Source organism: Paenibacillus sp. 01T47 (assembly GCF_056398245.1).
In genome coordinates this window covers 18,196-40,861 of record NZ_JBFTPA010000015.1, presented here as the reverse complement: position 1 = coordinate 40,861, position 22,666 = coordinate 18,196, and the positions used below count along the sequence as shown (strand labels likewise).

Below are 22,666 nucleotides of genomic sequence, written 5' to 3'. Positions count from 1 at the left end.
AGGCACCTTTCTCATTTATTTATTCGTTGTAAAGGTTTCATTTGCTTGTTTCACTAGCTCCGCTAATACGTTGTCATCGGGTACAGCAGTATTTGGTTCAGCAGACCAATGCCAATAAGCTAAAAATTCAATATTGCCTTCTCCACCCGTAATTGGAGAGAACGTAATATCCTGCAATGAAAAACCAATCTCAGCTGCTCCAGTCAAAACGGTACGAAGTACATCTCTGTGCACGCCTGAGTCACGTACAACTCCTGATTTACCTACTTTCTCACGCCCAGCCTCGAATTGCGGCTTAATTAAAGCTACAATACCGGAACCAACCGTTAATAACGTAGATAAAGCAGGCAATATATGTCTTAACGAAATAAAGGATACATCAATTGTTGCAAATGTTGGCGGTGGCCCAACTAAATCAGCTGGCTGCGTATAACGAAAATTAGTTCGCTCCATAACGTGAACGCGTTCATCTTGTCTTAGCGACCAATCAAGTTGGTTATATCCAACATCAATAGCATATACATATGATGCCCCATTTTGTAATGCGCAGTCGGTAAAGCCACCGGTTGATGCACCGATATCGAGCATAACGCGTTCGCGCAAATCAATATTAAACACTCGAATCGCTTTTTCCAGCTTTAGCCCGCCTCGGCTAACATAAGGATGAAGCGCGCCCTTTACCTTAATGTCTGCCGAACGTGCCACCTTCATACCGCTTTTGTCAACAGGCTCGTCATTTACTAGCACAAGACCCGCCATCAAAGCCGCTTTTGCCTTTTCTCTGCTTTCATAAAAGCCGCGCTCAACAAGCAATACGTCTATTCGTTCTTTAGCTGTTGTTGTTGTCATCTTTCACCCTCAGACGTTACTGTTTGCCAGTAACTCGTTTCATGCGCCTTGGCTGCATCGTTTTTAATTCTGTTGCAACTCTCTCAGCCGTTAATCCAATTTCTTTGCGTTGTTCTTTAATGGATCCGTGTTCAACGAATACATCAGGTACTCCAATGATCCGAATAGTTAAGCCGTAAATGCCTTTAAGTGAGAAGAACTCAAGAACAGAGCTGCCAAAACCGCCAAGCTCTGCATTTTCCTCAAGCACAATCATATGCCTGCCTTCTGCAGCAAACGATAATAGCATCTTTTCATCAAGCGGCTTAATAAACCGAGCATTTACAATTTGAACATTGATACCTTCTCGTTTGAGAAGGTCTGCAGCTTCTTCAGCAACCTGCAGCATCGGTCCAATGGCCATAATAACGGTGGAGTCGCCTTCGCGTACGGTTTCCCACTTGCCTATAGGCAATACTTGCGGATCTGCTTCCATCTCTACGCCTAATCCTGCAATGCGCGGATAACGAACAGCTATTGGGCCATCATTATATTCTACGGCGGTCTTGAGCATTCGTCTTAGCTCATTCTCATCCTTAGGCATCATAATGACCAAATTTGGTATATGTCTTAAGAATGAAATATCATAAACACCATGATGTGTTTCACCATCCGGGCCAACGAATCCAGCACGGTCTATGGCAAAAATAACATTCAGGTTCTGACGGCAAATATCATGAACGACTTGATCATATGCTCGCTGCAAGAAAGTCGAATACACTGCAAACACAGGTTTCATGCCTTCAATCGCCAAAGCAGCAGACATGGTAGCTGCATGTTGTTCTGCAATGCCCACATCGATCATTCGATTCGGAAATTTTGCTGCGAATGGCAGCAAACCTGAACCGCCCGGCATTGCTGGAGTAACAGCAACGATGCGCTCATCCTTCTCAGCAAGCTCGATTAGCATTTGACCAAAAACGTCAGTATATACTGGCGGACCAACAGCTTTGACTACTTGGCCTGATTCAATTTTGTATGGCGTGATGCCATGCCATTTGAACGAATCTGCTTCGGCAGGAGAATAACCTTTGCCTTTCACAGTCAATACATGGACTAAAACTGGACCTGGCATTGCATCCGCTTGACGCATAATATCAATCACTTGCTCGATATCATGTCCGTCTACTGGACCCAGGTAAGTAAATCCAAATTGCTCGAACAAAATGCCGCTAACGAGCAAATATTTTAAGCTGTCTTTGAAACGTTCAGCCGTCTTAGCAAGCTTCCCTCCGATTGCAGGGATTTTGTTGAGCAGCTGCTGAAGCTCATCCTTAGCTTTATGATAATGACGATCTGTACGAATTTTCCCTAAATAGTGATGCAATGCACCCACATTTGGAGCAATGGACATCTCATTATCGTTCAAGACAACGATTAAGTTCTTGTTCTCGTGTCCGATATGATTAAGCGCTTCTAAGGCCATACCGCCAGTTAAAGCACCGTCGCCTATAACTGCAACTACACGATTGCTCTCACCCTTAAGATCACGAGCAAGCGCCATACCCATAGCGGCAGACAATGATGTACTGCTATGTCCAGCTTCCCAAACATCATGTTCGCTTTCTGAACGTTTGACGAAACCGCATAAACCTTTATATTGACGCAGCGTATCAAACCGATCCATACGACCGGTTAAAATTTTATGAACGTAGGATTGATGGCCTACATCAAAAATAAACTTATCTTCTGGACTATTAAATAAATAATGCATGGCTAGGGTCAGCTCAACGACTCCTAAGTTAGGAGCGAGATGACCACCCGTAACGGAAAGCTTCTCAATAAGGAACTGACGGATTTCAGCGGCCAGTTGCTCTAGCTGAGCGGTTGTCAAAGCTTTCAAATCTTGAGGTCCGTTAATCTGGTCAAGCAGCACGTTACTTTCCTCGCTTTCGCGGACAGCATTTATTGCTGTCCCATGTACATCTACATTTTTCCTATTATAGCATACCGAGCTTTTTTTCCCAACCAAAATGGAAAAAGCATCACATACTCAATGATCGCGCCCAACAAGATAATCTGCAATTTCAAGCAGTCGATCTGGAGCTATGAACTCCGCTTCCAGCACGGCAGACTTCGCTTCCTGGGTAAGCCGTTCAACTTGAGCTTTGCTTTCTTCTATTCCGATAAGGAACGGATAGGTTACTTTATTTTGCTGAACATCACTGTTCGTCTTCTTACCCAGCTTCTTCTCGTCCCCAATCAAATCCAAAATATCATCCTGAATTTGAAAAGCAAGACCGATGTTGCGTCCATAAATCGCGAGCAGTTCAAGCTGCTTTTCTGTTGCTCCGCCAATACGGCCGCCAGCCATAACCGAGAAGGCAATAAGATCACTTGTTTTATGAAGATGAATATACTCTAGTTCATGAATTGACGTAATGCCTTGCTCACCTAGCATATCGGCAACTTGACCGCCTACCATCCCGGGAGCTCCTGCTAATTTAGCCAAATCTTCGACAATGGCAAGCGCAACATCTGCTGCGACACCGCCTTGACGAGCTGCTTGTGGAATTAAATGAAAGGCGTGCGTCAGAAGCGCATCTCCGGCTAATATCGCCATTGCTTCACCAAAAACCTTGTGGTTGGTTGGCTTGCCTCTGCGGAAATCATCATCATCCATAGCTGGCAAATCATCATGCACTAACGAATAGGTGTGTATAAACTCTACGGCACAAGCAACAGGCATAGCAGCATTCAATGTTTCTGGCTTATTGAAAACAGCTTCTGCGGCTGCAATAACGAGTGCTGGTCTTAAGCGTTTCCCACCTGCTTCAAGGGAATATAGCATTGCTTCCCTTAGACGTAGGGGAACATCCCATGAGCTTGGTAACGATTGTTTTAGCGAAGCTTCAATAAGCTCCGTGGTTTGCGATAAATATGCTTTTATTGCTGCCCTCTCGCTCAAGCTTATTCCCCTTTATTCTCGATTGCATCTGCAAACGTTTTTTTCTGGAAGCCTTGCTCTGTTTCAATCAATAGTTCGATTTTTTGCTCAACTTGCTCAAGTTTCCCCCCGCAAAGCTGCGAAAGCTTCATTCCTTCCTGGAATAACTCAATCGCTGTCTCAAGAGGAACATCGCCATTCTCAAGCTTAGATACAATAGAATCTAGTCGTTCCATTGCTTGCTCAAAAGTGAGCTCACTTTGATTCGTTGCTGCCATCCATTTGATCTCCTCTCAATGAACCTACATGACAATCTAGCTGACCGTCCGCTACTTTCACCTTTACGATGTCGCCTACTTTCACATCGCGAATCGATTTGATTAATCGTTGCTCTTGCTCATCATACACAAGGCTGTAACCTCTAGACATAACTTTTAAAGGACTTAAGGCATCAAGCTGCTTCATAGAGGTATAAAGCTTGTTTTTCCTGTCTTTAACAGAATTATTCATAGCACTCTCTAGCTGCTTCGTCGCTGTCTGCCACCTTTTGGCTGCGAAAGCTACCCGCTCGCCAGGATGATGGGCAGAAAGTGTAGCCTGCTGCCTTGCCAATCTTATATGACTTCGTTCTGTAATACGTTTTGTTCGCTGAACAAGCTGCTCTGACAATCGATCGAGCCGTTCTGCCTGTTCAAGCAAATACCTGCGCGGATGCAAGAAAAAAGGTGAACGCCTTATGCGCTGCAGCTTCTCCTTCTCATCACTTACACGGTAACGAATTCCTTGTACTAGACGCTGCTGCTGGCGATTCAGCTGCTGCTTCAATTCGGAAATGCTCGGAACAGCGAGCTCTGCTGCAGCTGTAGGTGTGGCGGCTCGTAAATCAGCGACAAAATCAGCTATCGTGAAATCTGTTTCATGTCCTACCGCACTAATTATCGGAATCTGCGAGTTCGAAATGCTTCGAGCAACGGATTCTTCATTGAAAGCCCAGAGCTCTTCTAATGATCCGCCGCCGCGTCCTACAATTAATACGTCGGCTTCGCCAAAACGGTTCATTGCTTCTATCGCTTTTACAATAGCAGGTGCTGCCCCAGTCCCTTGTACGAGCACAGGATAAACATATATCGGTATTAATGGGTAACGGCGCTGCAAAGTAATGATAATATCACGTACAGCTGCACCCGTTGGCGATGTGATAACTCCAATAGCCTTTGGAAAAAGAGGAATCGCCCGTTTGCGCGACTCTGCGAAGAGTCCTTCATTGCTCAGCTTGCTTTTAAGCTGTTCAAACGCTAGATACAAGCTCCCAATACCGTCAGGCTGCATCGAATTAACATAAAATTGATAATTGCCGTCGCGCTCATAAACCGTTATATTCCCTCTAGCAATTACCTTTGTACCTTCCTTAGGTATAAACGGAAGCCGCTGGTTATGGGATGCGAACATAATGGATTTGATCCGGCTATCGCTATCTTTCAGCGTAAAATACATATGTCCGCTTGAATGATGTGTGAAATTGGAAATTTCACCGCGCAGCCAAATATCGCCAAGCAGTGTATCCGACTCCATTTTCATGCGAATATACCGATTAAGCTCTTTTATGGAATAAATTCGAGGCTGATCAGCCATGCCCGCCATCACTCCTTAATTCCGTTAGCCCTTTTTGCTGCTGTAATCGTATTTTTCATTAAGAGCGTAATCGTCATCGGACCAACTCCGCCTGGTACTGGTGTAATGAAGCCGGCTGTATCCAAACAATCGTCAAAATCAACATCACCCGCGAGCTTGCCGCTCTCCAAACGGTTAATGCCGACATCAATAACAATTGCCCCTGGCTTAACAAATTTACTGTCAATAGCTTTTGCCTTCCCGATGGCAACAACAAGAATATCTGCTTGTTTAGCGATTTCCTCCATGTTTGCAGTACGAGAATGACAGATCGTAACTGTAGCATTCTCACGAAGCAGCAGCATGGCAACTGGCTTGCCCACAATATTGCTTCTTCCGATAACAACGGCATGTTTCCCCGAAATATCAACACCGCTGCGCTTAATAAGCTCAATTACTCCAGCAGGCGTACAAGGCAGCAGGCTGTCGTCGCCAATAACCAAATTGCCAACACTTTCCGGATGGAAGCCGTCAACATCTTTTTCAACGGCAATCGCATCAATAACAGCCTTCTCGTTAATATGCTTCGGAAGAGGCAGTTGAACTAGAATCCCGTTGATCGTAGACTGATTGTTCAAACGTTCAATAACAGCAAGTAAATCCTCTTCACTTGTGTCTGCGTCTAAACGATGTACCTCTGAATAAAAACCAAGCTGCTGGCAAGCTTTTTCCTTAGAGCCAACGTAAACTTTTGAGGCAGGATCTTCGCCTACGAGTACGACTGCCAAACCTGGGATAATTCCCTTTTCTTTCAAGGCTGCAGTTTCCGTAATCATCTCCTCACGGATAAGGTCGGATATTTTCTTTCCTTCAATGATTTGTGCACACATAGCTCCAGTCTCCTTTTACATCGATGAATGTTTGATTAATTTCATATCCATTATGATTTTAATTCTTCGATTTCCAAAAGCAATTTTCCAAGTACGCCGTTTACAAACTTGCCGGATTCCTCTGTGCCAAAATGCTTGGCAAGCTCAATCGCTTCATTGATCGTTGCTTTCGGCGGAACATCATCGCGAAATACCATCTCGTACGTAGCAAGCCTTAGAACCTGGCGATCTACGCGGGATAAACGATCAATATGCCAGCCTGTCAAAAATTGCTGTAGCATACCGTCAATGGCTTGCTTATGTTCCATTACGCCAGCTACAATCTCACGTGCGAACGCATCTGTGCTGCCTATCTCAGCAGGATCGGCACCCATTTCATTATCTAAACTCATTTCTTCCACAAGCATGTCCACTGCATCTGAAGCCGTAACTTCATTCATTTCCATCTGGTATAAGCTTGAAATCGCTATTTCTCGTGCTAATCTACGTTTCATGTGACCTCCGCGGCAGTTTCATGCCGATAAAATGGTTTTATTCTTGTAAACTCAATTGTTCAAGCCAATATTTCAAAAAAAACCTATGATCTCCTCCCTGCCCCGAATAAGCGGCTTTCCGAAATCCGGAGTACGGAGGAGACCACAGGATCATTTAAACGGTCGAAATCTTTCCAACAACGAATACCAAAGCCGCTGCCATGGAAAAACAGGTCCGTCGCTTGTTTCCTTTTGTAAGCCGATCCAATAACCGATTGAGACGAGCAGCCCTACAAAAAGCATGTCCCAAAAACCGACAAACAAATATAGCAATCCGAAAAACAGCCCTATCGCTGCGCCAATCATACGCTTCTGATAGATGTTCCAGAATTCCCTCCACATGAGCAAACTCACCTCTATTCCACGCGACTCTTAAATGTCCCCGTTTGAATGATGTTCGCAACATATACCGCAACGTTCGTTACGGGTATACCGGCAATATCCTCTACATGCTCTTTCACCGTACGTTGAATCTCTTCCGTAAGCACCGGTATGGAACTTTCTCCATCTACTACAGCGCGTATTACGATATCAAGTCCAGCATCCGTTGCCCGAATGCGAGCACGCAAATCCTTAACGCCGCGCTGGCGCGATGCTGCTTTCAATGTCAAATTTTCAATGGTTTCAAGAGAGATGCGAATATCTCCGAAATCAGTTCTTTGATCAATTGACGGAGCTGTAGCTGATCCGCGATAAAGAGATACGACAAAAAACCTTAGGCTAAGAATGAATAGGATGACTCCGACAACTGCGAGCGTAATCTGTATGGAGTCGATACGATATAAATCGCCTATTAAATCGTTTAATAAATCTCGCGATATCCAGCCAAATCCTATGGATAGCAGAAAAACGGATAAACATCCAATCACGATGCTATACAAAAACAAAAGCAGCTTGTCCACGACCTTAATCATGCGTAGCGCCTCCTCCTGCCAAGCCGAATGAAAACCCCCTTGCGCCGAGCGGCATGCCCATTCACGAGGGGGTTGTACGGGATTTAATTAAAACATCTTTATTTATTTAACTCGGTGCAGCACTTCTTCTTCTTCCGGTTTATCAGGCGTCTTGAAATGTACATCGTGAATATGTACGTTCACTTCAACAACGTGGAGTCCCGTCATCATCTCGATAGAACGTTTCACATTACGTTGAATTTCCGAAGCGATCTCCGGAATACGGTTGCCGTACTCAACGATAATGGATACATCTACCGCAGCTTCGCGCTGACCCACTTCAACTTTAACACCTTTGGATAAATTTTTGCGTCCAAGAAGCTCTACGATGCCTCCTGCAAATCCGCCGCTCATTCCAGCGACTCCATCCACTTCAATCGTAGCTAATCCAGCGATAACTTCGATGACTTCAGGTGCAATTTGAATCGTGCCAATGTCCGTTTTCTCATACTCCGCAGCTATCGTACTCATGATGGCTGTACACCTCCTTAAAGTTGCGCGTACTCGGCGTCAAGGCCAAGCAATAAACCGCATCTTGTTAATATACTATAACATTCGGTAAGAAATATGACAAACGATACTACTTGTTCACATCTTTGTCGTATCTTCATTCAGGAGCGTTAATATCGTGCTCCTCAAGAAACTTAATGTCGAAGTTTCCGCTTACGAATTTCGGGTGATTAAGCAGCTTCAAATGGAAAGGAATGGTTGTCCGAATGCCATCAATAGCGAATTCAGACAATGCCCGTTTCATTCTTGCAATGGCTTCTTCGCGGGTTGAGCCCCAAACGATAAGCTTAGCAATCATCGAATCGTAATGCGGTGAAATCGTATAGCCAGGGTAAACTGCGCTATCCACACGTACACCCGCGCCGCCAGGCGGCAAGTAAAAGGGAATCAGGCCAGGAGAAGGCATAAAGTTCCTTTCGGAATCCTCTGCGTTAATCCGGCACTCGATGGACCAGCCAGTAATTTTCAAATCACTTTGTGAGAATGAAAGTGGATTGCCCTCTGCTACAGAAATCATTTCTTTAATTAAATCCACGTTAGTGATCATCTCCGTTACGGGATGCTCAACTTGGATACGCGTATTCATTTCCATAAAGTAGAACTTCTCATCAGGGCCAAGTAGAAACTCTAATGTTCCTGCGCCTGAGTAATTTACAGCTAAAGCAGCGCGAACTGCTGCTTGTCCCATCTTATCCCGTAGTTCAGGAGTAAGAACAGAACAAGGCGCCTCTTCGACGAGCTTCTGGCGTCTGCGCTGCACAGAGCAATCACGTTCGAACAAATGAACAGCATTGCCATGCTTGTCAGCCATAATTTGAATTTCAACGTGCTTCATGCCCGTCAAATATTTTTCCAGATAAACGCCCGCATTACCGAAAGCCTTTTGAGCTTCCTGTTGTGCAGTCGTAATTTGCGCTACTAGCGTTGTCTCGTCATCCGCAATTCGGATGCCTTTGCCTCCGCCGCCCGCTGTTGCTTTAATAATAACGGGGTAGCCGATTTCGCGAGCGACACGGATAGCTTCATCCATATTCTCAACAAGGCCGTCAGAACCCGGAATGATTGGCACATCAGCCGTTCTCATCGTCAGCTTAGCAACCGCTTTGTCGCCCATCTTATTAATGGCTTCCGGCGATGGCCCGATGAAGGTGATATTGCATGATTCGCATATTTCAGCAAAGTCAGCGTTTTCAGCTAGAAAACCGTAACCTGGATGGATAGCATCACACTCGGTTATTGTAGCTACGCTCATAATATTCGTTAAGTTTAAATAGCTGTCTTTAGATGCCGTGGGCCCGATACAATAGGCTTCATCGGCTAACCGTACATGAAGCGAATCACGATCCGCTTCGGAATAAACGGCAACAGTGCTAATACCTAATTCGCGGCAAGCGCGAATGATACGTACAGCAATCTCACCGCGGTTTGCAATTAATATTTTGTGAAATTTCACGTAGGAACCCCTTTCAAACGACAGTTTCCCTGTTCGGACGTCAACTCACTACATTATTCAGGCTTTACAAGGAATAGTGGCTGGCCGTACTCAACGAGCTGACCATTAGAAACCAAAATTTCCACGATTTCGCCTTTAACTTCTGCTTCAAGTTCATTCATCAGCTTCATAGCTTCCAATATACATACGACGCTCTTATCATTTACGCGATCGCCTACTTTTACGAAAGCTCCCGCTTCCGGAGTCGGAGAACTATAGAACGTTCCTACCATTGGAGATACGATTTGATGCAAATGATCCGTTGAAGGACGAGCTGGTGCCGTTTCTTGTACGGCTTGAGTCTGCGCTGCTGGAGCGGCTGGCTGAGCTTGTAATGGTGCAGGCGCGTATGTATGCGTAATTGGGGCCGCTTGCACATTCACCACTTCTGTTTTGCCAGGCTTGCGGATGAGCAGGCGAGTCCCTTCGTTTTCAATTTCCAGCTCATGAACGGAGGTTTGATCAACCAATTTGATCAACTCTTTGATCTCGCTCAATTTGAACATGAATATTTTCACTCCTTAAATTTGCGATAGCAAGATTGCTTCCATAGCTTGTACACCTAAATGGTGTCCATGCCATTATAACCAATTCTTTCACATAACGTTTAACATTATATCATAAACAAGCCTGAACACGAATCATTTTTTGTATATTCGAGCATGACAGCCAAAAAAAAGGTCTTGCCCCCTCCAGCTAATATGCCGAAGGGACAAGGCCTTTTCTTGATGGTAGAGCTATTGAGGCTGCTTAACCGCTACATATTGTACGGATACTTGATCAGCATCGACATCAAGCGTGCTCATGACCAGTTTAATAATGTCTGCAGCTTGCTTTTTCTCAAGCTTATCGCTTGAAACCACTACATTGTATTTATCGCTTTGCTCGTCGATAACTACATTTTCGTATTGTTTCAGCAGCTCTGCTTCAATGCCTGTGAGTTTCGTGTGCTTCTCCTCCAGCATGTCAAGCTCAGCTATTGCAGCTGATGCTTCCTCCGGCTTTTTAAGCGTATCATTAACTGCTGCCATCACCCGATTATCTACCTCATTGTATTTCATTTCCCGTTTAGCAAGCAGTTCACTAAATACGCCGCCTGCTGCTAATCCTTGCGCATCAATCTGTTTCAAAGTTTCTTTATCAGCTTCGCTCAAAACCGCTCCATCAACTGGCTTCTCTACCTCGTTTACAACGATGCCATTGCCGCTTGTTGCAGCTTCTGTCGCATTTTGCGCCGCTTGCTCTGTTTGCGAGCCATCCGTCAACACATCAGGCGTATCCACATCTTGCGTGAATAAATAATACGCTGATAATACCACCATTAAACTGAGCATTGATACAAGCCATACCGTTTGTCTTTTCGTGTTCATGAGAACACCCTCCCCATCATTTCAATTTGGTTTTATTGTTTGCTTGGTACAACAGAAATTCGATTAACCGGTACGTTGATGCCCTTCTCCACCGCATTGGTAATGAGACGTCTGACTGTTACGTTTTCAGCACCTTTGGCAACTATGAGAATACCGCGTATGCGCGGGTTAATCGTTTTTGTAATAATTGGCTTTTGGTCCCCGGACACTTCGTACAGTACGACCTGTCCGTCTTTTGTGATTGATGTAATGTGCCGCTTGCCGCCGTTCGGATCATTCTCATCCGTAATTTGCTGCGATTCTTGTGTATTTCGTTCTAGGATGCTTTCTTCGGTAGAATCGAGAGTTACAAGTACATCAACTGTTCCAACGCCTACAATTTTCTCTAATATTTCCTTCAGCCTTACTTCTAAGGAATTTTCGAGAGTGGCGAACACTGAACTTCCTGAGGTAACCGAATTGCCCCAAGCTGCCTCCGACTGAGGCGGCGGATTAGGTTCTTGCACAGAGGGCTCAACTCCTTTATAGGGTAAAAATGAATTTAGAATCATCAGTGCTGCACCAATCCCCCCTATGATTAATAAAATTCGCAGTGTCCGCACTCGCTTTGGACCGCCAGGACCGCCGCCAACCGCTGATTCTATGCCATCAAGCCATTTGGCCACCGCGCCTTACCCCCTCTCCATCCTTGAACCTCTCACTTCGCCTTTTGTTGATCCGCAGGTTGTCTTACGATGATTTGATCTTCAGCAAGCCCCCACCCCTTCGAAATCAAGCTGCTTATTGCAGCTGAAGTCGCTGGATCAGCTCTTGACCAATTCCCTTCCGTCTTTTCCGTTTCCGTAGATGCTTCCAGAGCAGCTTGATCATCTATACCGCTTGGAACTGTGCTTCCACCTTCAATAGGCGCTATTTCAACATCTACAACAACAGGCTGTACTGCTTCCACGGAAGCCTCTTCCTTAAACGAGCTTTTTTTGTTATCTGCTGCTTTGAGTGTCACGGTTACTTCACTAATATAGGGAGTTGCTTTGCCGGAAACAGTAGTCCATTTCAATATGGCATCAACCTCTGCTATAGGAGCTTTTGTCCGCTCGACCAGTTCATTTCGAATGGATGCTTCCAATGTTCGTTCCGTTAATTTTGCAGCTTCCAGGCTGCGCTTATCGCTCATCGCCTGAGCATCTCGCTTAATTTGGTTTAATCCGCTCATTTGCGATTCAACCTTCATGGCAGATTTGCTCCAATTGTCCATTCCTTCATCCAGCTTGGCTCCAATGTCGCTTTGTATAAGTTTCAATATGGGTGAGAGTATCGTCAGAAGGATGAACAAGCCGACTACTAGCCGAGCGTAGCGCTGCATTGCTTTGTTCGGGAGCAGAAGTTCGACGAACACTGCCAGAAGAATGACTGCAATAATATCTCTCAGCCAGTCGCTTAACCAAGCAACCACAGCTCTCGTCCCCTTCCTTACCTGACCATCATCGCCGCATTGCCTGCAGTCAAAATGATCGTAACCGCAAGAAAAAACATAAGACTGACAGCAGCCAAAGCCGCAAATACGTAAATCATCGTCTTGCCGATCGTCTCTAGGCAGGTGACGATCGGTGATTCTCCCAGCGGCTGCATGACAGCAGCAGCAATGTTATAAATGAGCGCTAGCGTCAAAATTTTGATTGCAGGAAATGCGCTGATGAAGAGCAGAATAATGACACCTGCTAAGCCAATTGCATTTTTCGCAAGCATGGAAGCAGAGATGACTGTATCCGCCGCATCGGAAAACATTCTCCCTACAACAGGGACGAAATTTCCTGTTACAAACTTAGCCGTTCGCAGTGTAACGCCATCTGTAACCGCTCCTGTCGCTCCTTGTACGGAGATGACTCCTAGAAAAACCGTCAGTAGCACTCCCATAACGCCTACTCCAATGTTTCGCAGCAGATTAGCTAGTTGGGTAACCTTGAATTTTTCTGATAAAGCACTTGCTATATGAAGCACGGCCGAAAAGAACAATAATGGAAACACTAGCGTGTAAATGAGTGTTCCTACGGCATGAATCATGAAAATGATCAATGGATGTAAAACCGATACGGTGACTACGTTGCCCATTGAAGCAAGCAGCGTTAGCAGTAGCGGGACCATCGCAAGCATAAATTGAATCATGCTTTCAATTGCTCCTTTTGCATAACCCATTGCAACATGGAAACTGTTTACCGCGATAATGATAAGCACCATGTACGTAATCGAGTAGGCTACCTTGCTGACCGCGTTTCGTTCAAAAGCATTTTGCAGCGTTTCGAGCACCATACTGAATACCGTCAGCATCACTATTGTCACAAGGAGCTTGCCATTATAGAGCACCTCATGCCACAAATACTTCAGCAGGCCGCTCAGCATATCCGTTAGCTTTAGGCCATCACCTCCTGGAAGAATCATCTCCATGAAACTTGGAATATGCTGCTCTGGGAAAAAACCGCCATACTCGCTTCGGAGATTGTTCCAGTAAGACTCAACAGCACCCGTTTCCAATCCGCCAATCTGCTGGGTTGTCAGCTCCTTTGCAAGCTCATCCGCGTTAGCTTGATTATCCAAAACCGGCGCTGCGCTCTCACCGCTAATGGCATAGGTAACTGTCGGAGCGATTGATAAAATGATCATGGATACAAAGATGAACAGCAACAGCTTGGCCCGTTCACGTACAGGAGTCAGCTTCATCATTCGCTTCAACCCCCATCCGGCAGCAGCCCGATTACTGTCTCGACAATGACGCTGATAATAGGGACAGCCATAACAAGAATAAACACTTTGCCGGCAAATTCGATTTTTGAGGCAATTCCTTCTTGCCCTGCATCTCTAACGATCTGTGCTCCAAACTCAGCAATATATGCGATTCCGATTATTTTCAAGATCGTCTTCAAGTAAATGGAAGGGATACCTGATCGATTAGCCAGATCCTCAAGCACGGAAATGACAATTTCGATTTTGCCGATCAAATACAGGAATATAAACAATCCCGTAAACGCGGCGAGCAAAAAGGAGAACATCGGTTTTTGCTCTCGAACGACAATAATGAGTACCGAAGCCATCAGACCAAGACCAACGATTTGAATCATTTCCATTTGGCTCACCTGCTTGCAATCACTTCTAAATGATGACGTCTACTGGAACAAAAAAATCGATTTAATTTCTTGGAATAATTCATTAAGCATTCGAACAACCATAAACAAAACGACAACAAATCCGATTAGCGTTACCCAGTGCGCCATATCTTCTTTTCCCATTTGCTTCAGCACCGAATGTATCATTGCGATAACAATTCCGATTCCAGCAATTTGGAAAATGGCGCTCACATCCATATTCATCAATGCGGCACCCCACTACACCATCAAAATGACGACCAGAACGGCGATCAAAATTCCGAGACTTTTCCACATTTTCTCGTAACGCCCCTGATCGTCTCTCGCAGCGTCCTCCTCAGCCTTCAGCTGCAATAACGCAAGATGTATATGCTTCATTTGATCTTCCTTATCGCTTATACCAAGCGTCGTTCCTAAACGTATAAGTACGGCTTGTTCGTTTTTTCGCATCGATGTTGCATCCCATTGTGACTTTATCGCTTGCTCCCAGCTATCGCTGAAGGTAAAGCTTTCGGTTTCCCAAACCCCGTTTGCTGCCTTGCGAAAAATGGTTCCAAGCGGCTCCGGAGTAGCAGAAGCTGTCCTCTCCAGTGCTTCTGGCAATGGAGTATGACCATAACCGATTTCTGTCTCCAGCCTTTGCAGTGCATGTGCCAGCTGTCTTAGCTGCCTTGGACGTTCGGCGAATTTCGCTGCTTGCTGGAAGCCTATCATCGTGCCTGCAAACAGGACCAAAACCGCACCTAACAGCTTTATCACGGGTCACCAGCTCGGAATCGACCAGAGAATGAAGGTGCAGTATCCGCAAGCTGCCGATTAGGCGGCTTTGGCTCGCGTGCAGGAGCTCGTTCGGCGACTGCCTCAGCAGGAACGACGCGGTGCATGATACCTTGATCTGTGCGCTTCAGCTCCACCACGTAGGTGAACGCTCCTTCTTCCAGCAGCTTCAGCAGCACCGGCCTGCCTCTAGCATCCTGCAAATCGTAGGCGTGCGCGGTTGCGACTACACTAATTCCCGCGTGGCTTGCTTCTCGGATGGCTTCCGCATCCTCAGGCCGTCCAATCTCATCAATAATCATGACCTCTGGTGACATAGAGCGCAGCAGCATCATCATGCCTTCTGCCTTCGGACAAGCGTCCATAACATCGGTTCTAGGTCCAACATCAAATGTTGGAATACCGCGAACACAGGCTGCAATCTCTGAACGCTCATCTACAATTCCTACCTTTCGGCCCTGCCATCCGCTTGCTTCTAGGCTTGGCCATAACCCATAGCTGACAGATCTCGCAATGTCACGCACGAGTGTTGTTTTACCTTGCTGCGGTGGAGCTAGAATGAGAGTGGAATGCAGCGTTTTTCTCGTCCGATCGATTAGTTTGGGCAGGAGAAGCGCACTCGCTCCGATTACTTCTCTAGCAACTCGAATATTGAATGCGCCAATATCGCGGATACCCCTCACAGCGCCGCTGTCGAGTATCGTCCTGCCCGCTAGTCCAATGCGATGTCCGCCTGAAACCGTTATAAAGCCCCTTCTCAGTTCCTCCTCCATCGCATACAAGGAATAGTTGGTAATGCGTTCGAGCAGCTTGCGACATGTGTCTGCCGAAGGCTTGTATGCTCCGTCGGCAGCCTGACGCAGCGTCCCGTCAATCATCATAAATCGAGACTGTCCGCGGAACCCTATTTCTAGCGGTCGTCCCTCTCGAATCCGAATTTCCTCCAGCTGCTCCTGCATTTGTTCAGGAAGGCGCTCCAGCAGCGTCTTCAGCTCCAAAGGCAATAAATGTGATACGCGTGCCAGCATATGATTATCACTCCCGGATGTTTGTCCTTCGTAGTTCCTATTTGTATGCTTGTATTGCAAAAATATGTCTGCCCCATTTCATAAATGCTAGAGTTGAAATCTATTATTTTTTCAAAATACCGATCATCAAGCAAATGACACCCGCTCCTACCCAAAGAAACTTGCCTGGCGACAGCTTATCGGACATCCCGACGAGCCCCACCGTTGTTGTAGCTATCAGAATAAGCGGGCCTACTAAAGCAAGTGATGAGTTTACTACTAGCGCCTTGTCAATTTGGTTTAAACGAAGCATAAGCAGTGCAGCGCAGATCTCAATTGTTCCAGACGTCAGCCGCAGTGAAGCCATCGTTAACACAATTTTATTTAGCATGAATGGATAACCTCCTTTCAATGAAACGACTATTCCTTAATCATATGCTGGCTTGTCTGTCTTTCATGCCGGGCACAGGCACGTTGTTAGGCGCATATCATAAAGAATTGAGTTTGAGAAAGGCGGAATAATAACGATGCAAGTGCAGGTTATATCCAGTGTGAACGAAGCGAGCTCGGCAAGATTTCATCATAAAACGGCAATTATTATCGATGTTTTGCGAGCTACAAGCACAATTGTTACCGCTATTGCTGCGGGAGCTTCATGCATCATTCCTGCTGAAACGGTAATGGAAGCGCGAGCACTTCAGCGACCGGGAGATTTGCTTGGAGGAGAACGCTTTTGCCGGAAAATCGCGGGTTTTGATGTTGGCAATTCGCCAGAGGAATACACCGAGCAGGCCGTCGCTGGCAAACGAATTATTTTGACGACTACGAACGGAACAAGGGCAATCCATAAATCAATGAGGGCAGATCATGTGTTGACCGCATCGCTTCTAAATGCGGAGGCTTGCGCTCGCGCAGCGATCGAGCTGCGGAGAGATGTCGTTATTTTGTGCGCGGGGAGTCACGATGAATTTGCTATTGAGGATGGCTTGTGTGCCGGCCTTGTACTTGATAGACTTCAAGGCTTAAGCCACTTCGCTATAGAGATGGATGACTTTGGCTGTGCGATGCTCGCTTTGTACCGAAATCGTTCCACTCAAGTGAAAGAAACGATCATGAACGGAATGACCGGAAAAAAACTGATAAAGCTAGGAATGAAAAAAGACATAGAGGCATGCTCCGCTATCGATATCTATCAAGAAGTACCTAGACTGAACGGTGATCAATTAACGCGGAATGGTTGAAATTCCAAGTTAATAAAATCAAGAAAAAGCGTGCTCCCTAACGAGGAAGCACGCTTTTATTATTTCTATTAGATTAACGGCGATCCTGAGGGCCGCCTACAAATGCCTGCTCTGCTGTATCAAGACCATACGCAGTATGAAGTGCACGTACAACTTCGCTGAGCGGCTCTGCATTAATAACGCAAGAACATTTAATTTCAGATGTGCTTACCATCTTAATGCTTACACCTAGTGAAGATATGGTTGCGAACATTTTCGCTGCTACGCCTGGATTGCTGACCATGCCAGCACCTACGATCGATATTTTAACAAGATCGGATTCCGATGTCGTTTCACGGAAAGGAACAGTGCCGCGAATTCCCTCGATAACGGAGATGGCTTTATCTTTATCATCGCCTGAAAGCGTGAAGGAGAAATCGGCTTTGCCGTCCTGAACACCGCTTTGTACGATAATGTCCACATCGATGCCGTTGTTTGCTAATGCGCCGAACACATTTGCAAGCACGCCAGGAACATCCTCAACTCCCATAATGCTAATTCTTGCTACATTTTTGTCAAACGCGATGCCGCGAACGACCACGCCTTGCTCCATGACCGCTTCCTCCTTCACACTTGTACCTTCGTTTTGAGTAAAGCTTGAACGTACAACTAGCTTTACATTGTTATGCTTAGCGTATTCCACCGCACGCGGATGCAATACAGCAGCGCCTAAATTAGCTAGCTCTAGCATCTCATCATAAGAGATTTCATTTAGCTTGCGCGCATTTTTGACTACGCGAGGATCCGTTGAGTAAATACCGTCAACATCGGTATAAATCTCGCAAACGTCTGCTTTCATCGCAGCTGCCATTGCAACTGCAGTCGTGTCAGAACCGCCGCGGCCGAGTGTTGTAATTTCTCCCTCTTCCGTCATCCCCTGAAAACCTGCAATAATAGCTACATTACCCTCTTCAAGCGCTTTGAACACACGCTCTGGATGGATATTAGTCATCTTCGCTTTACCATGCACCGCTTCTGTACGAATGCCTGCTTGCCAACCCGTGAAGGAAACGGCCTTTGCACCAAGCTGATGTACGGTCATCGATAACAAGGCTATCGAAATTTGCTCTCCAACTGTTAAAAGCATATCCATTTCCCGCGCCGGCGGATTTGGATTTAGCTGTTTCGACTGATCGATTAAATCGTCTGTCGTATCTCCCATGGCAGAAACAACAACAACGATATCGTTGCCTTCTTGCTGCCTCTCAATAATACGTTTTGCTACACGCTGCATCCGCTCCGGCGTTCCAACGGAGCTGCCGCCAAACTTCATCACGATTAACGACAAAGCCGATTCACTCCTAAACCTGACATATACATACAAGTCAATATTATATCACATTGCGCTTACCTATGGGTATATTCTCTTACAAAAAAACCGTCCGAAATCCTTCGGACGGTTAATCAGGCTGCTTACTAAGCGCGCGAGATGTATTTGCCTTCACGAGTATCGATCAGCAAAACGTCGCCTTCGTTAATGAACAGTGGAACTTGAACGTTAAGGCCAGTTTCAACCTTAGCTGTTTTTGTTGCACCTTGCGCTGTGTTGCCCTTCACGCCCGGCTCTGTTTCAATAACTTTCAGCTCTACGCTGTTTTGCATTTGAATACCAAGGATTTCACCTTGATAGCTCGAAATGTTAACGTTCATGTTTTCTTTCAGGAAGTTAAGCTCCCACTCAAGCTGTTTCTTGTCCAAGTTAAATTGGTCAAACGTCTCGTTATCCATGAAGGTATACTCCGAACCGGAGTTATACAAATATTGCACTTCACGGTTTTCGATGATCGCGCGGCCAATGCTCTCGCCTGCACGGAACGTTTTCTCAACAACGTTGCCGTTGCGAAGGTTTTTCAGCTTAGAGCGTACGAATGCAGCGCCTTTACCAGGTTTTACGTGCTGAAAGTCTAGAACTGTAAAAATATCGGAGTCTACTTGCACGGTCAAGCCTGTTTTAAAATCGTTTACTGAAATCATTGCTGATTCCCTCCTGAATGAATAGTCCTTAACCCAGAGTGATTAAATCCTTCGGGGATGAGGTTAATATTTTAATACCGGTTTCCGTAATAACGATGTCATCCTCAATGCGTACGCCGCCGAAGCCTGGTACGTATATGCCGGGTTCTACCGTAACCGTCATGCCGGGGGTTAAAATCGTTTCACTGAATTTGGACAACCTAGGGGCCTCATGAATTTCCATGCCCAGACCGTGTCCGGTACCATGTCCAAATAGATCGCCATAACCGTATTTCGTAATAATGTCGCGAGTTAGCGCATCCGCTTCACGACCGGTCATGCCTGGCTTAATATGCTCAAGTGCATGCAACTGTGCTTCAAGCACGATATTGTAAATCTCGAGATGCTTAGCTGTCGGAGTGCCGACCACGACTGTGCGTGTCAAATCGGAGCAATAACCGTTGTAATAAGCGCCGAAATCAAGCTTTACAAACTCATTATTCCCAATAATTCGATCGCTAGCTACTCCATGCGGCAACGCAGAGCGCTCGCCTGAGGCTACGATCGTATCGAAGGAAGAAGAAGTCGCGCCATGGCTGCGCATATAAACTTCCATTTCAAGTGCGATATCCGTTTCACGAACTCCTGGGCGAATGAGCTTCAAAATGTGATTGAAGGTGCTGTCCGCAAGATCGGCAGCTTCCTGCATAATTTGAAGTTCTGCCTCGTCCTTAATGTAGCGAAGCTGTTCCACTAATCCTGAGGCAGGCTCAAGCGTGATACCGTCTAATGTTTTCGACCAAGCTGTAAATTCACTGTATACGACATGGTCTTGTTCAAAAGCCAGCTTCGACAGCTTATGTTGCCTTAGCAGCTCAAGCACATCCGCAAGCGGATTCGAACCATGCTCAACAATTTGAAAATTGACCGCCTGTTGCGGCGCTTGTGTGCGGTAGCGGAAATCCGTCAGCAAATAGCTTTCGCTTAGCGTAATCAACACCATGCCTGATGAACCAGTGAATCCGCTTATGTAGCGACGGTTATACTCGCTTCCAATTAGTATCGCTTCAAAGCGATGTTCTTCCATCAGCTGCCGAAGTCGTTTTACTCTATCGTTTGCCATAACCGCTTCACCCTCTCTTAACTTATTACTGTTTGTTCAAGTGACGCACGAGCGCAGTTAGACCAAGCTCATAGCTGTCAGACCCGAAGCCGGCAATTTGACCGACTGCAATTGCAGCAACGACGGACGTATGACGGAACGCTTCTCTCTTGTGAATGTTCGACATATGCACCTCGATAATCGGCAAATCAACGGTGCTAAGCGCATCGCGAAGCGCGTAGCTGTAATGGGTCCAAGCACCAGGATTGATGACAATGCCGTCTGCCTTGCCGTACGCACTATGTATTCGATCAATCATATCGCCCTCATGATTCGTTTGGAAAAATTCAACGGAGACGCCAAGCGCCTCAGCTTTATCCTTCAAGAGCGATTCGATGTCTGCAAGTGTTTCTGTCCCGTATACGCCAGGCTCACGAATGCCGAGCATATTTAAGTTCGGTCCGTTTAAAACAACAATTTTGTGCATGAATGCACCTCCCAAGCAACCGAATCCATCATAGGTTCAAAGATCATTAGCCATTTTACCACAAATGTCTGCCGCTTGAGAAGTAGAACTCGCTACTGAGCTTTCGCAGGCTCTCTCGATGCTTCATCCGTGAACTCAAAAGCAATCGAATAACCAATGAATACACCCCATAGAAGAAAGACACACAACTCTGTGTAAAGTGTATTCCAGCCCGCTTTCGTGATGCCTGGCATAACGCCGAGCAGTGGTCCCACCGCAATAAACAAAATCGCCCACCAAACCAATCCGTACACGATACCCGGCCAAGGTCCTCGCAGCTTCCCAAGTATAACTTTATATAGAAAGGCAGCCACAATAGAAAAAATAATAAACGCTCCAATACTTACAACTTCTCCCCATCCCGTTTTTAGAAAAGACGCTTTAAAAAAAGGATCTGCTACAAATCCGGGAAGCACCTTCGTAAAATTCATTTCAAAGAACATCCAGCGTACAATGCCCCAAATTAAGCCAGCAAAAAAACCGATTTTGATTGCGTAAAGCCACGGGTTTGTTACATGATCCTGTTTATCATATTGGTTTCGTTGTTTATTGTTAGCCATTACGCTAAGCCTCCACTCTTATTTCCATAGTTGTCCGAATTAGTATGTGAAATAATAGCGATGGATAACCATACTTTACCGTCAACTTGCCGATCCCTTCCTTTATGTACGCTGACGTTGGCAATTGACTGATAGATCAAGTACAATAGACATACAAAGATAAGGTACATTCGTCGCAACAGCTAAGACGATATTCCAATCAAGGAAGGTGACAAGCACTTGCCGCAAGACTCCCGAAGCATATATGGCGGACAAGCGGTTATTGAAGGCGTTATGTTTGCTGGCAAACACGTTAACGTAACAGCTGTCCGACGCAAAAATGATGAAATCGTATTTTATGAAGTACCTCGCACAACGAAGAACTGGATTCAAGCTTTGAAAAAAATCCCTCTCGTGCGAGGCGTTGTCGGCATTCTTGAATCAAGCGCCAAAGGCTCCCAGCATTTGAACTTCTCTATGGAAGCCTACGCTGAGGATGAAGCCGGTGAGGGTAAAGAAACAGACAGCAATCAACAACCTGCTGCAGTAAAGGAAGAGAAAAAGCAAGGCTGGAGTCTCAGCATGATTGTTGGCGTCGCTGTCGCTGGCGTGCTTTCCTTTATTTTCGGCAAACTTATTTTCACTGCTGCACCCGCAGCGCTCGAGGAACTTCTTTTCTCAGGGGTATTTGAAAATAAAATTGGTCATAACCTATTAGAAGGACTTATCAAAATTATTTTGCTGCTTTCTTATTTGTATTTCATTTCCATGACACCGTTAATTAAGCGGTTGTTCCAATATCATGGAGCTGAGCATAAAGTAATTAGTACTTACGAAGCTGGTGAAGAGCTTACGGTTCAAAATGTACAGAAGTACAGCCGCCTTCACTACCGCTGCGGTTCAAGCTTTATCGTGTTCACTGTTATTGTAGGAGTTGTTGTCTACTCGTTGCCTTTCTTTACTTGGGACACCATTTGGGAACGCGTCTACATCCGTATCTTACTGCTTCCACTCGTTCTTGGCCTCTCCTACGAGGTGCTTCGCTGGACAAATGCTTTGCGTGAAATTCCAGTGCTGCGCTACCTCGGATATCCGGGACTATGGCTGCAGCTTCTAACGACCAAAGAACCGCGTGATGAGCAAGTTGCGGTATCCATTGCTTCCTTCAAGCGCATGCTTGAACTAGACAAACAAATGAAATAATTTCTATT

Annotated in this window: 28 protein-coding genes; 2 read left to right on the top strand and 26 right to left on the bottom strand. The window is 45.8% G+C overall.

Features of this window, described 5'->3' with window-relative positions; translation table 11 throughout:
- Positions 1–15: 15 nt before the first annotated feature.
- The 21 genes from AC1DOV_RS24480 to AC1DOV_RS24380 form a co-directional block, all read right to left on the bottom strand.
- Positions 16–849 carry a TlyA family RNA methyltransferase gene (locus tag AC1DOV_RS24480; protein WP_477551289.1) on the bottom strand — a complete coding sequence of 278 codons (834 nt, stop codon included), beginning with the start codon at positions 847–849 and terminating at the stop codon, positions 16–18.
- Between the two features lie 16 nt (positions 850–865).
- The gene (gene dxs / locus AC1DOV_RS24475; RefSeq protein WP_477551288.1) at positions 866–2,764 is read right to left on the bottom strand and encodes a 1-deoxy-D-xylulose-5-phosphate synthase; all 1,899 of its coding nucleotides are present in this window, start codon (positions 2,762–2,764) and stop codon (positions 866–868) included.
- Between the two features lie 117 nt (positions 2,765–2,881).
- The gene (locus AC1DOV_RS24470; RefSeq protein ID WP_076266959.1) at positions 2,882–3,796 is read right to left on the bottom strand and encodes a polyprenyl synthetase family protein; all 915 of its coding nucleotides are present in this window, start codon (positions 3,794–3,796) and stop codon (positions 2,882–2,884) included.
- Between the two features lie 2 nt (positions 3,797–3,798).
- A complete protein-coding gene (gene xseB / locus AC1DOV_RS24465; RefSeq protein ID WP_076266958.1) occupies positions 3,799–4,053 on the bottom strand; it encodes an exodeoxyribonuclease VII small subunit in 255 nt (84 codons plus the stop codon).
- Positions 4,031–5,407, bottom strand: coding sequence for an exodeoxyribonuclease VII large subunit (xseA, locus tag AC1DOV_RS24460; RefSeq protein ID WP_477551287.1), 1,377 nt, complete (start codon positions 5,405–5,407; stop codon positions 4,031–4,033). Before xseA ends, xseB begins: the two co-directional genes overlap by 23 nt.
- Before the next feature lie 8 nt (positions 5,408–5,415).
- Complete coding sequence (folD, locus tag AC1DOV_RS24455; RefSeq protein WP_076266956.1) at positions 5,416–6,276, bottom strand: bifunctional methylenetetrahydrofolate dehydrogenase/methenyltetrahydrofolate cyclohydrolase FolD; 861 nt, start codon at positions 6,274–6,276, stop codon at positions 5,416–5,418.
- Positions 6,277–6,326: 50 nt separating this feature from the next.
- Positions 6,327–6,770 (bottom strand): transcription antitermination factor NusB, encoded by a 444-nt coding sequence (nusB, locus tag AC1DOV_RS24450; RefSeq protein WP_054024290.1) that lies wholly within the window; start codon positions 6,768–6,770, stop codon positions 6,327–6,329.
- Positions 6,771–6,920: 150 nt separating this feature from the next.
- Positions 6,921–7,151 (bottom strand): DUF2273 domain-containing protein, encoded by a 231-nt coding sequence (locus AC1DOV_RS24445; protein WP_441886173.1) that lies wholly within the window; start codon positions 7,149–7,151, stop codon positions 6,921–6,923.
- Between the two features lie 14 nt (positions 7,152–7,165).
- The gene (gene amaP, locus AC1DOV_RS24440) at positions 7,166–7,723 is read right to left on the bottom strand and encodes an alkaline shock response membrane anchor protein AmaP (RefSeq protein WP_076266954.1); all 558 of its coding nucleotides are present in this window, start codon (positions 7,721–7,723) and stop codon (positions 7,166–7,168) included.
- A gap of 102 nt (positions 7,724–7,825) precedes the next feature.
- The gene (locus AC1DOV_RS24435; protein ID WP_076266953.1) at positions 7,826–8,233 is read right to left on the bottom strand and encodes an Asp23/Gls24 family envelope stress response protein; all 408 of its coding nucleotides are present in this window, start codon (positions 8,231–8,233) and stop codon (positions 7,826–7,828) included.
- Positions 8,234–8,369: 136 nt separating this feature from the next.
- Positions 8,370–9,725 (bottom strand): acetyl-CoA carboxylase biotin carboxylase subunit, encoded by a 1,356-nt coding sequence (gene accC, locus AC1DOV_RS24430; RefSeq protein ID WP_076266952.1) that lies wholly within the window; start codon positions 9,723–9,725, stop codon positions 8,370–8,372.
- Between the two features lie 53 nt (positions 9,726–9,778).
- Positions 9,779–10,270, bottom strand: coding sequence for an acetyl-CoA carboxylase biotin carboxyl carrier protein (gene accB / locus AC1DOV_RS24425; RefSeq protein ID WP_441886165.1), 492 nt, complete (start codon positions 10,268–10,270; stop codon positions 9,779–9,781).
- Between the two features lie 231 nt (positions 10,271–10,501).
- Positions 10,502–11,134, bottom strand: a complete 633-nt coding sequence (locus AC1DOV_RS24420; protein WP_441886162.1) for a SpoIIIAH-like family protein — start codon at positions 11,132–11,134, stop codon at positions 10,502–10,504.
- A 32-nt stretch (positions 11,135–11,166) separates the two neighbouring features.
- Positions 11,167–11,799, bottom strand: coding sequence for a stage III sporulation protein AG (gene spoIIIAG / locus AC1DOV_RS24415; protein ID WP_076266949.1), 633 nt, complete (start codon positions 11,797–11,799; stop codon positions 11,167–11,169).
- A gap of 32 nt (positions 11,800–11,831) precedes the next feature.
- Entirely contained in the window at positions 11,832–12,587 is a 756-nt protein-coding gene (gene spoIIIAF / locus AC1DOV_RS24410; protein ID WP_441886158.1) for a stage III sporulation protein AF, read from the bottom strand.
- Positions 12,588–12,604: 17 nt separating this feature from the next.
- Complete coding sequence (gene spoIIIAE / locus AC1DOV_RS24405; protein WP_441886191.1) at positions 12,605–13,849, bottom strand: stage III sporulation protein AE; 1,245 nt, start codon at positions 13,847–13,849, stop codon at positions 12,605–12,607.
- Between the two features lie 8 nt (positions 13,850–13,857).
- The gene (gene spoIIIAD, locus AC1DOV_RS24400) at positions 13,858–14,253 is read right to left on the bottom strand and encodes a stage III sporulation protein AD (RefSeq protein ID WP_054024281.1); all 396 of its coding nucleotides are present in this window, start codon (positions 14,251–14,253) and stop codon (positions 13,858–13,860) included.
- Positions 14,254–14,292: 39 nt separating this feature from the next.
- A complete protein-coding gene (gene spoIIIAC / locus AC1DOV_RS24395; RefSeq protein WP_054024280.1) occupies positions 14,293–14,496 on the bottom strand; it encodes a stage III sporulation protein AC in 204 nt (67 codons plus the stop codon).
- 15 nt (positions 14,497–14,511) lie between these two features.
- Positions 14,512–15,030, bottom strand: a complete 519-nt coding sequence (gene spoIIIAB / locus AC1DOV_RS24390) for a stage III sporulation protein SpoIIIAB (protein ID WP_477551286.1) — start codon at positions 15,028–15,030, stop codon at positions 14,512–14,514.
- Complete coding sequence (spoIIIAA, locus tag AC1DOV_RS24385) at positions 15,027–16,076, bottom strand: stage III sporulation protein AA (RefSeq protein WP_441886153.1); 1,050 nt, start codon at positions 16,074–16,076, stop codon at positions 15,027–15,029. Before spoIIIAA ends, spoIIIAB begins: the two co-directional genes overlap by 4 nt.
- 103 nt (positions 16,077–16,179) lie before the next feature.
- Positions 16,180–16,446, bottom strand: coding sequence for a YqhV family protein (locus AC1DOV_RS24380; protein ID WP_076266945.1), 267 nt, complete (start codon positions 16,444–16,446; stop codon positions 16,180–16,182).
- A 136-nt stretch (positions 16,447–16,582) separates the two neighbouring features.
- Between AC1DOV_RS24380 and AC1DOV_RS24375 the strand changes: the two genes are divergently transcribed.
- Positions 16,583–17,296: a 2-phosphosulfolactate phosphatase gene (locus tag AC1DOV_RS24375; RefSeq protein ID WP_339203367.1), complete on the top strand. Its 714-nt coding sequence runs from the start codon at positions 16,583–16,585 to the stop codon at positions 17,294–17,296.
- Positions 17,297–17,369: 73 nt separating this feature from the next.
- Here the strand turns inward: AC1DOV_RS24375 and AC1DOV_RS24370 are convergent, their stop codons facing one another.
- From AC1DOV_RS24370 to AC1DOV_RS24350, 5 genes are all read right to left on the bottom strand, one after another.
- The gene (locus tag AC1DOV_RS24370; RefSeq protein WP_339203369.1) at positions 17,370–18,623 is read right to left on the bottom strand and encodes an aspartate kinase; all 1,254 of its coding nucleotides are present in this window, start codon (positions 18,621–18,623) and stop codon (positions 17,370–17,372) included.
- A 128-nt stretch (positions 18,624–18,751) separates the two neighbouring features.
- Complete coding sequence (gene efp / locus AC1DOV_RS24365) at positions 18,752–19,309, bottom strand: elongation factor P (protein WP_076266942.1); 558 nt, start codon at positions 19,307–19,309, stop codon at positions 18,752–18,754.
- Between the two features lie 28 nt (positions 19,310–19,337).
- Positions 19,338–20,411 (bottom strand): M24 family metallopeptidase, encoded by a 1,074-nt coding sequence (locus AC1DOV_RS24360; RefSeq protein WP_076266941.1) that lies wholly within the window; start codon positions 20,409–20,411, stop codon positions 19,338–19,340.
- Positions 20,412–20,436: 25 nt separating this feature from the next.
- A complete protein-coding gene (gene aroQ, locus AC1DOV_RS24355) occupies positions 20,437–20,877 on the bottom strand; it encodes a type II 3-dehydroquinate dehydratase (RefSeq protein ID WP_430057940.1) in 441 nt (146 codons plus the stop codon).
- A gap of 92 nt (positions 20,878–20,969) precedes the next feature.
- Positions 20,970–21,476, bottom strand: coding sequence for a YqhR family membrane protein (locus AC1DOV_RS24350; RefSeq protein ID WP_441886137.1), 507 nt, complete (start codon positions 21,474–21,476; stop codon positions 20,970–20,972).
- A gap of 219 nt (positions 21,477–21,695) precedes the next feature.
- Here AC1DOV_RS24350 and AC1DOV_RS24345 point away from each other — a divergent pair, with 219 nt between their 5' ends.
- A complete protein-coding gene (locus tag AC1DOV_RS24345) occupies positions 21,696–22,658 on the top strand; it encodes a DUF1385 domain-containing protein (RefSeq protein ID WP_339203375.1) in 963 nt (320 codons plus the stop codon).
- Positions 22,659–22,666: the final 8 nt, after the last annotated feature.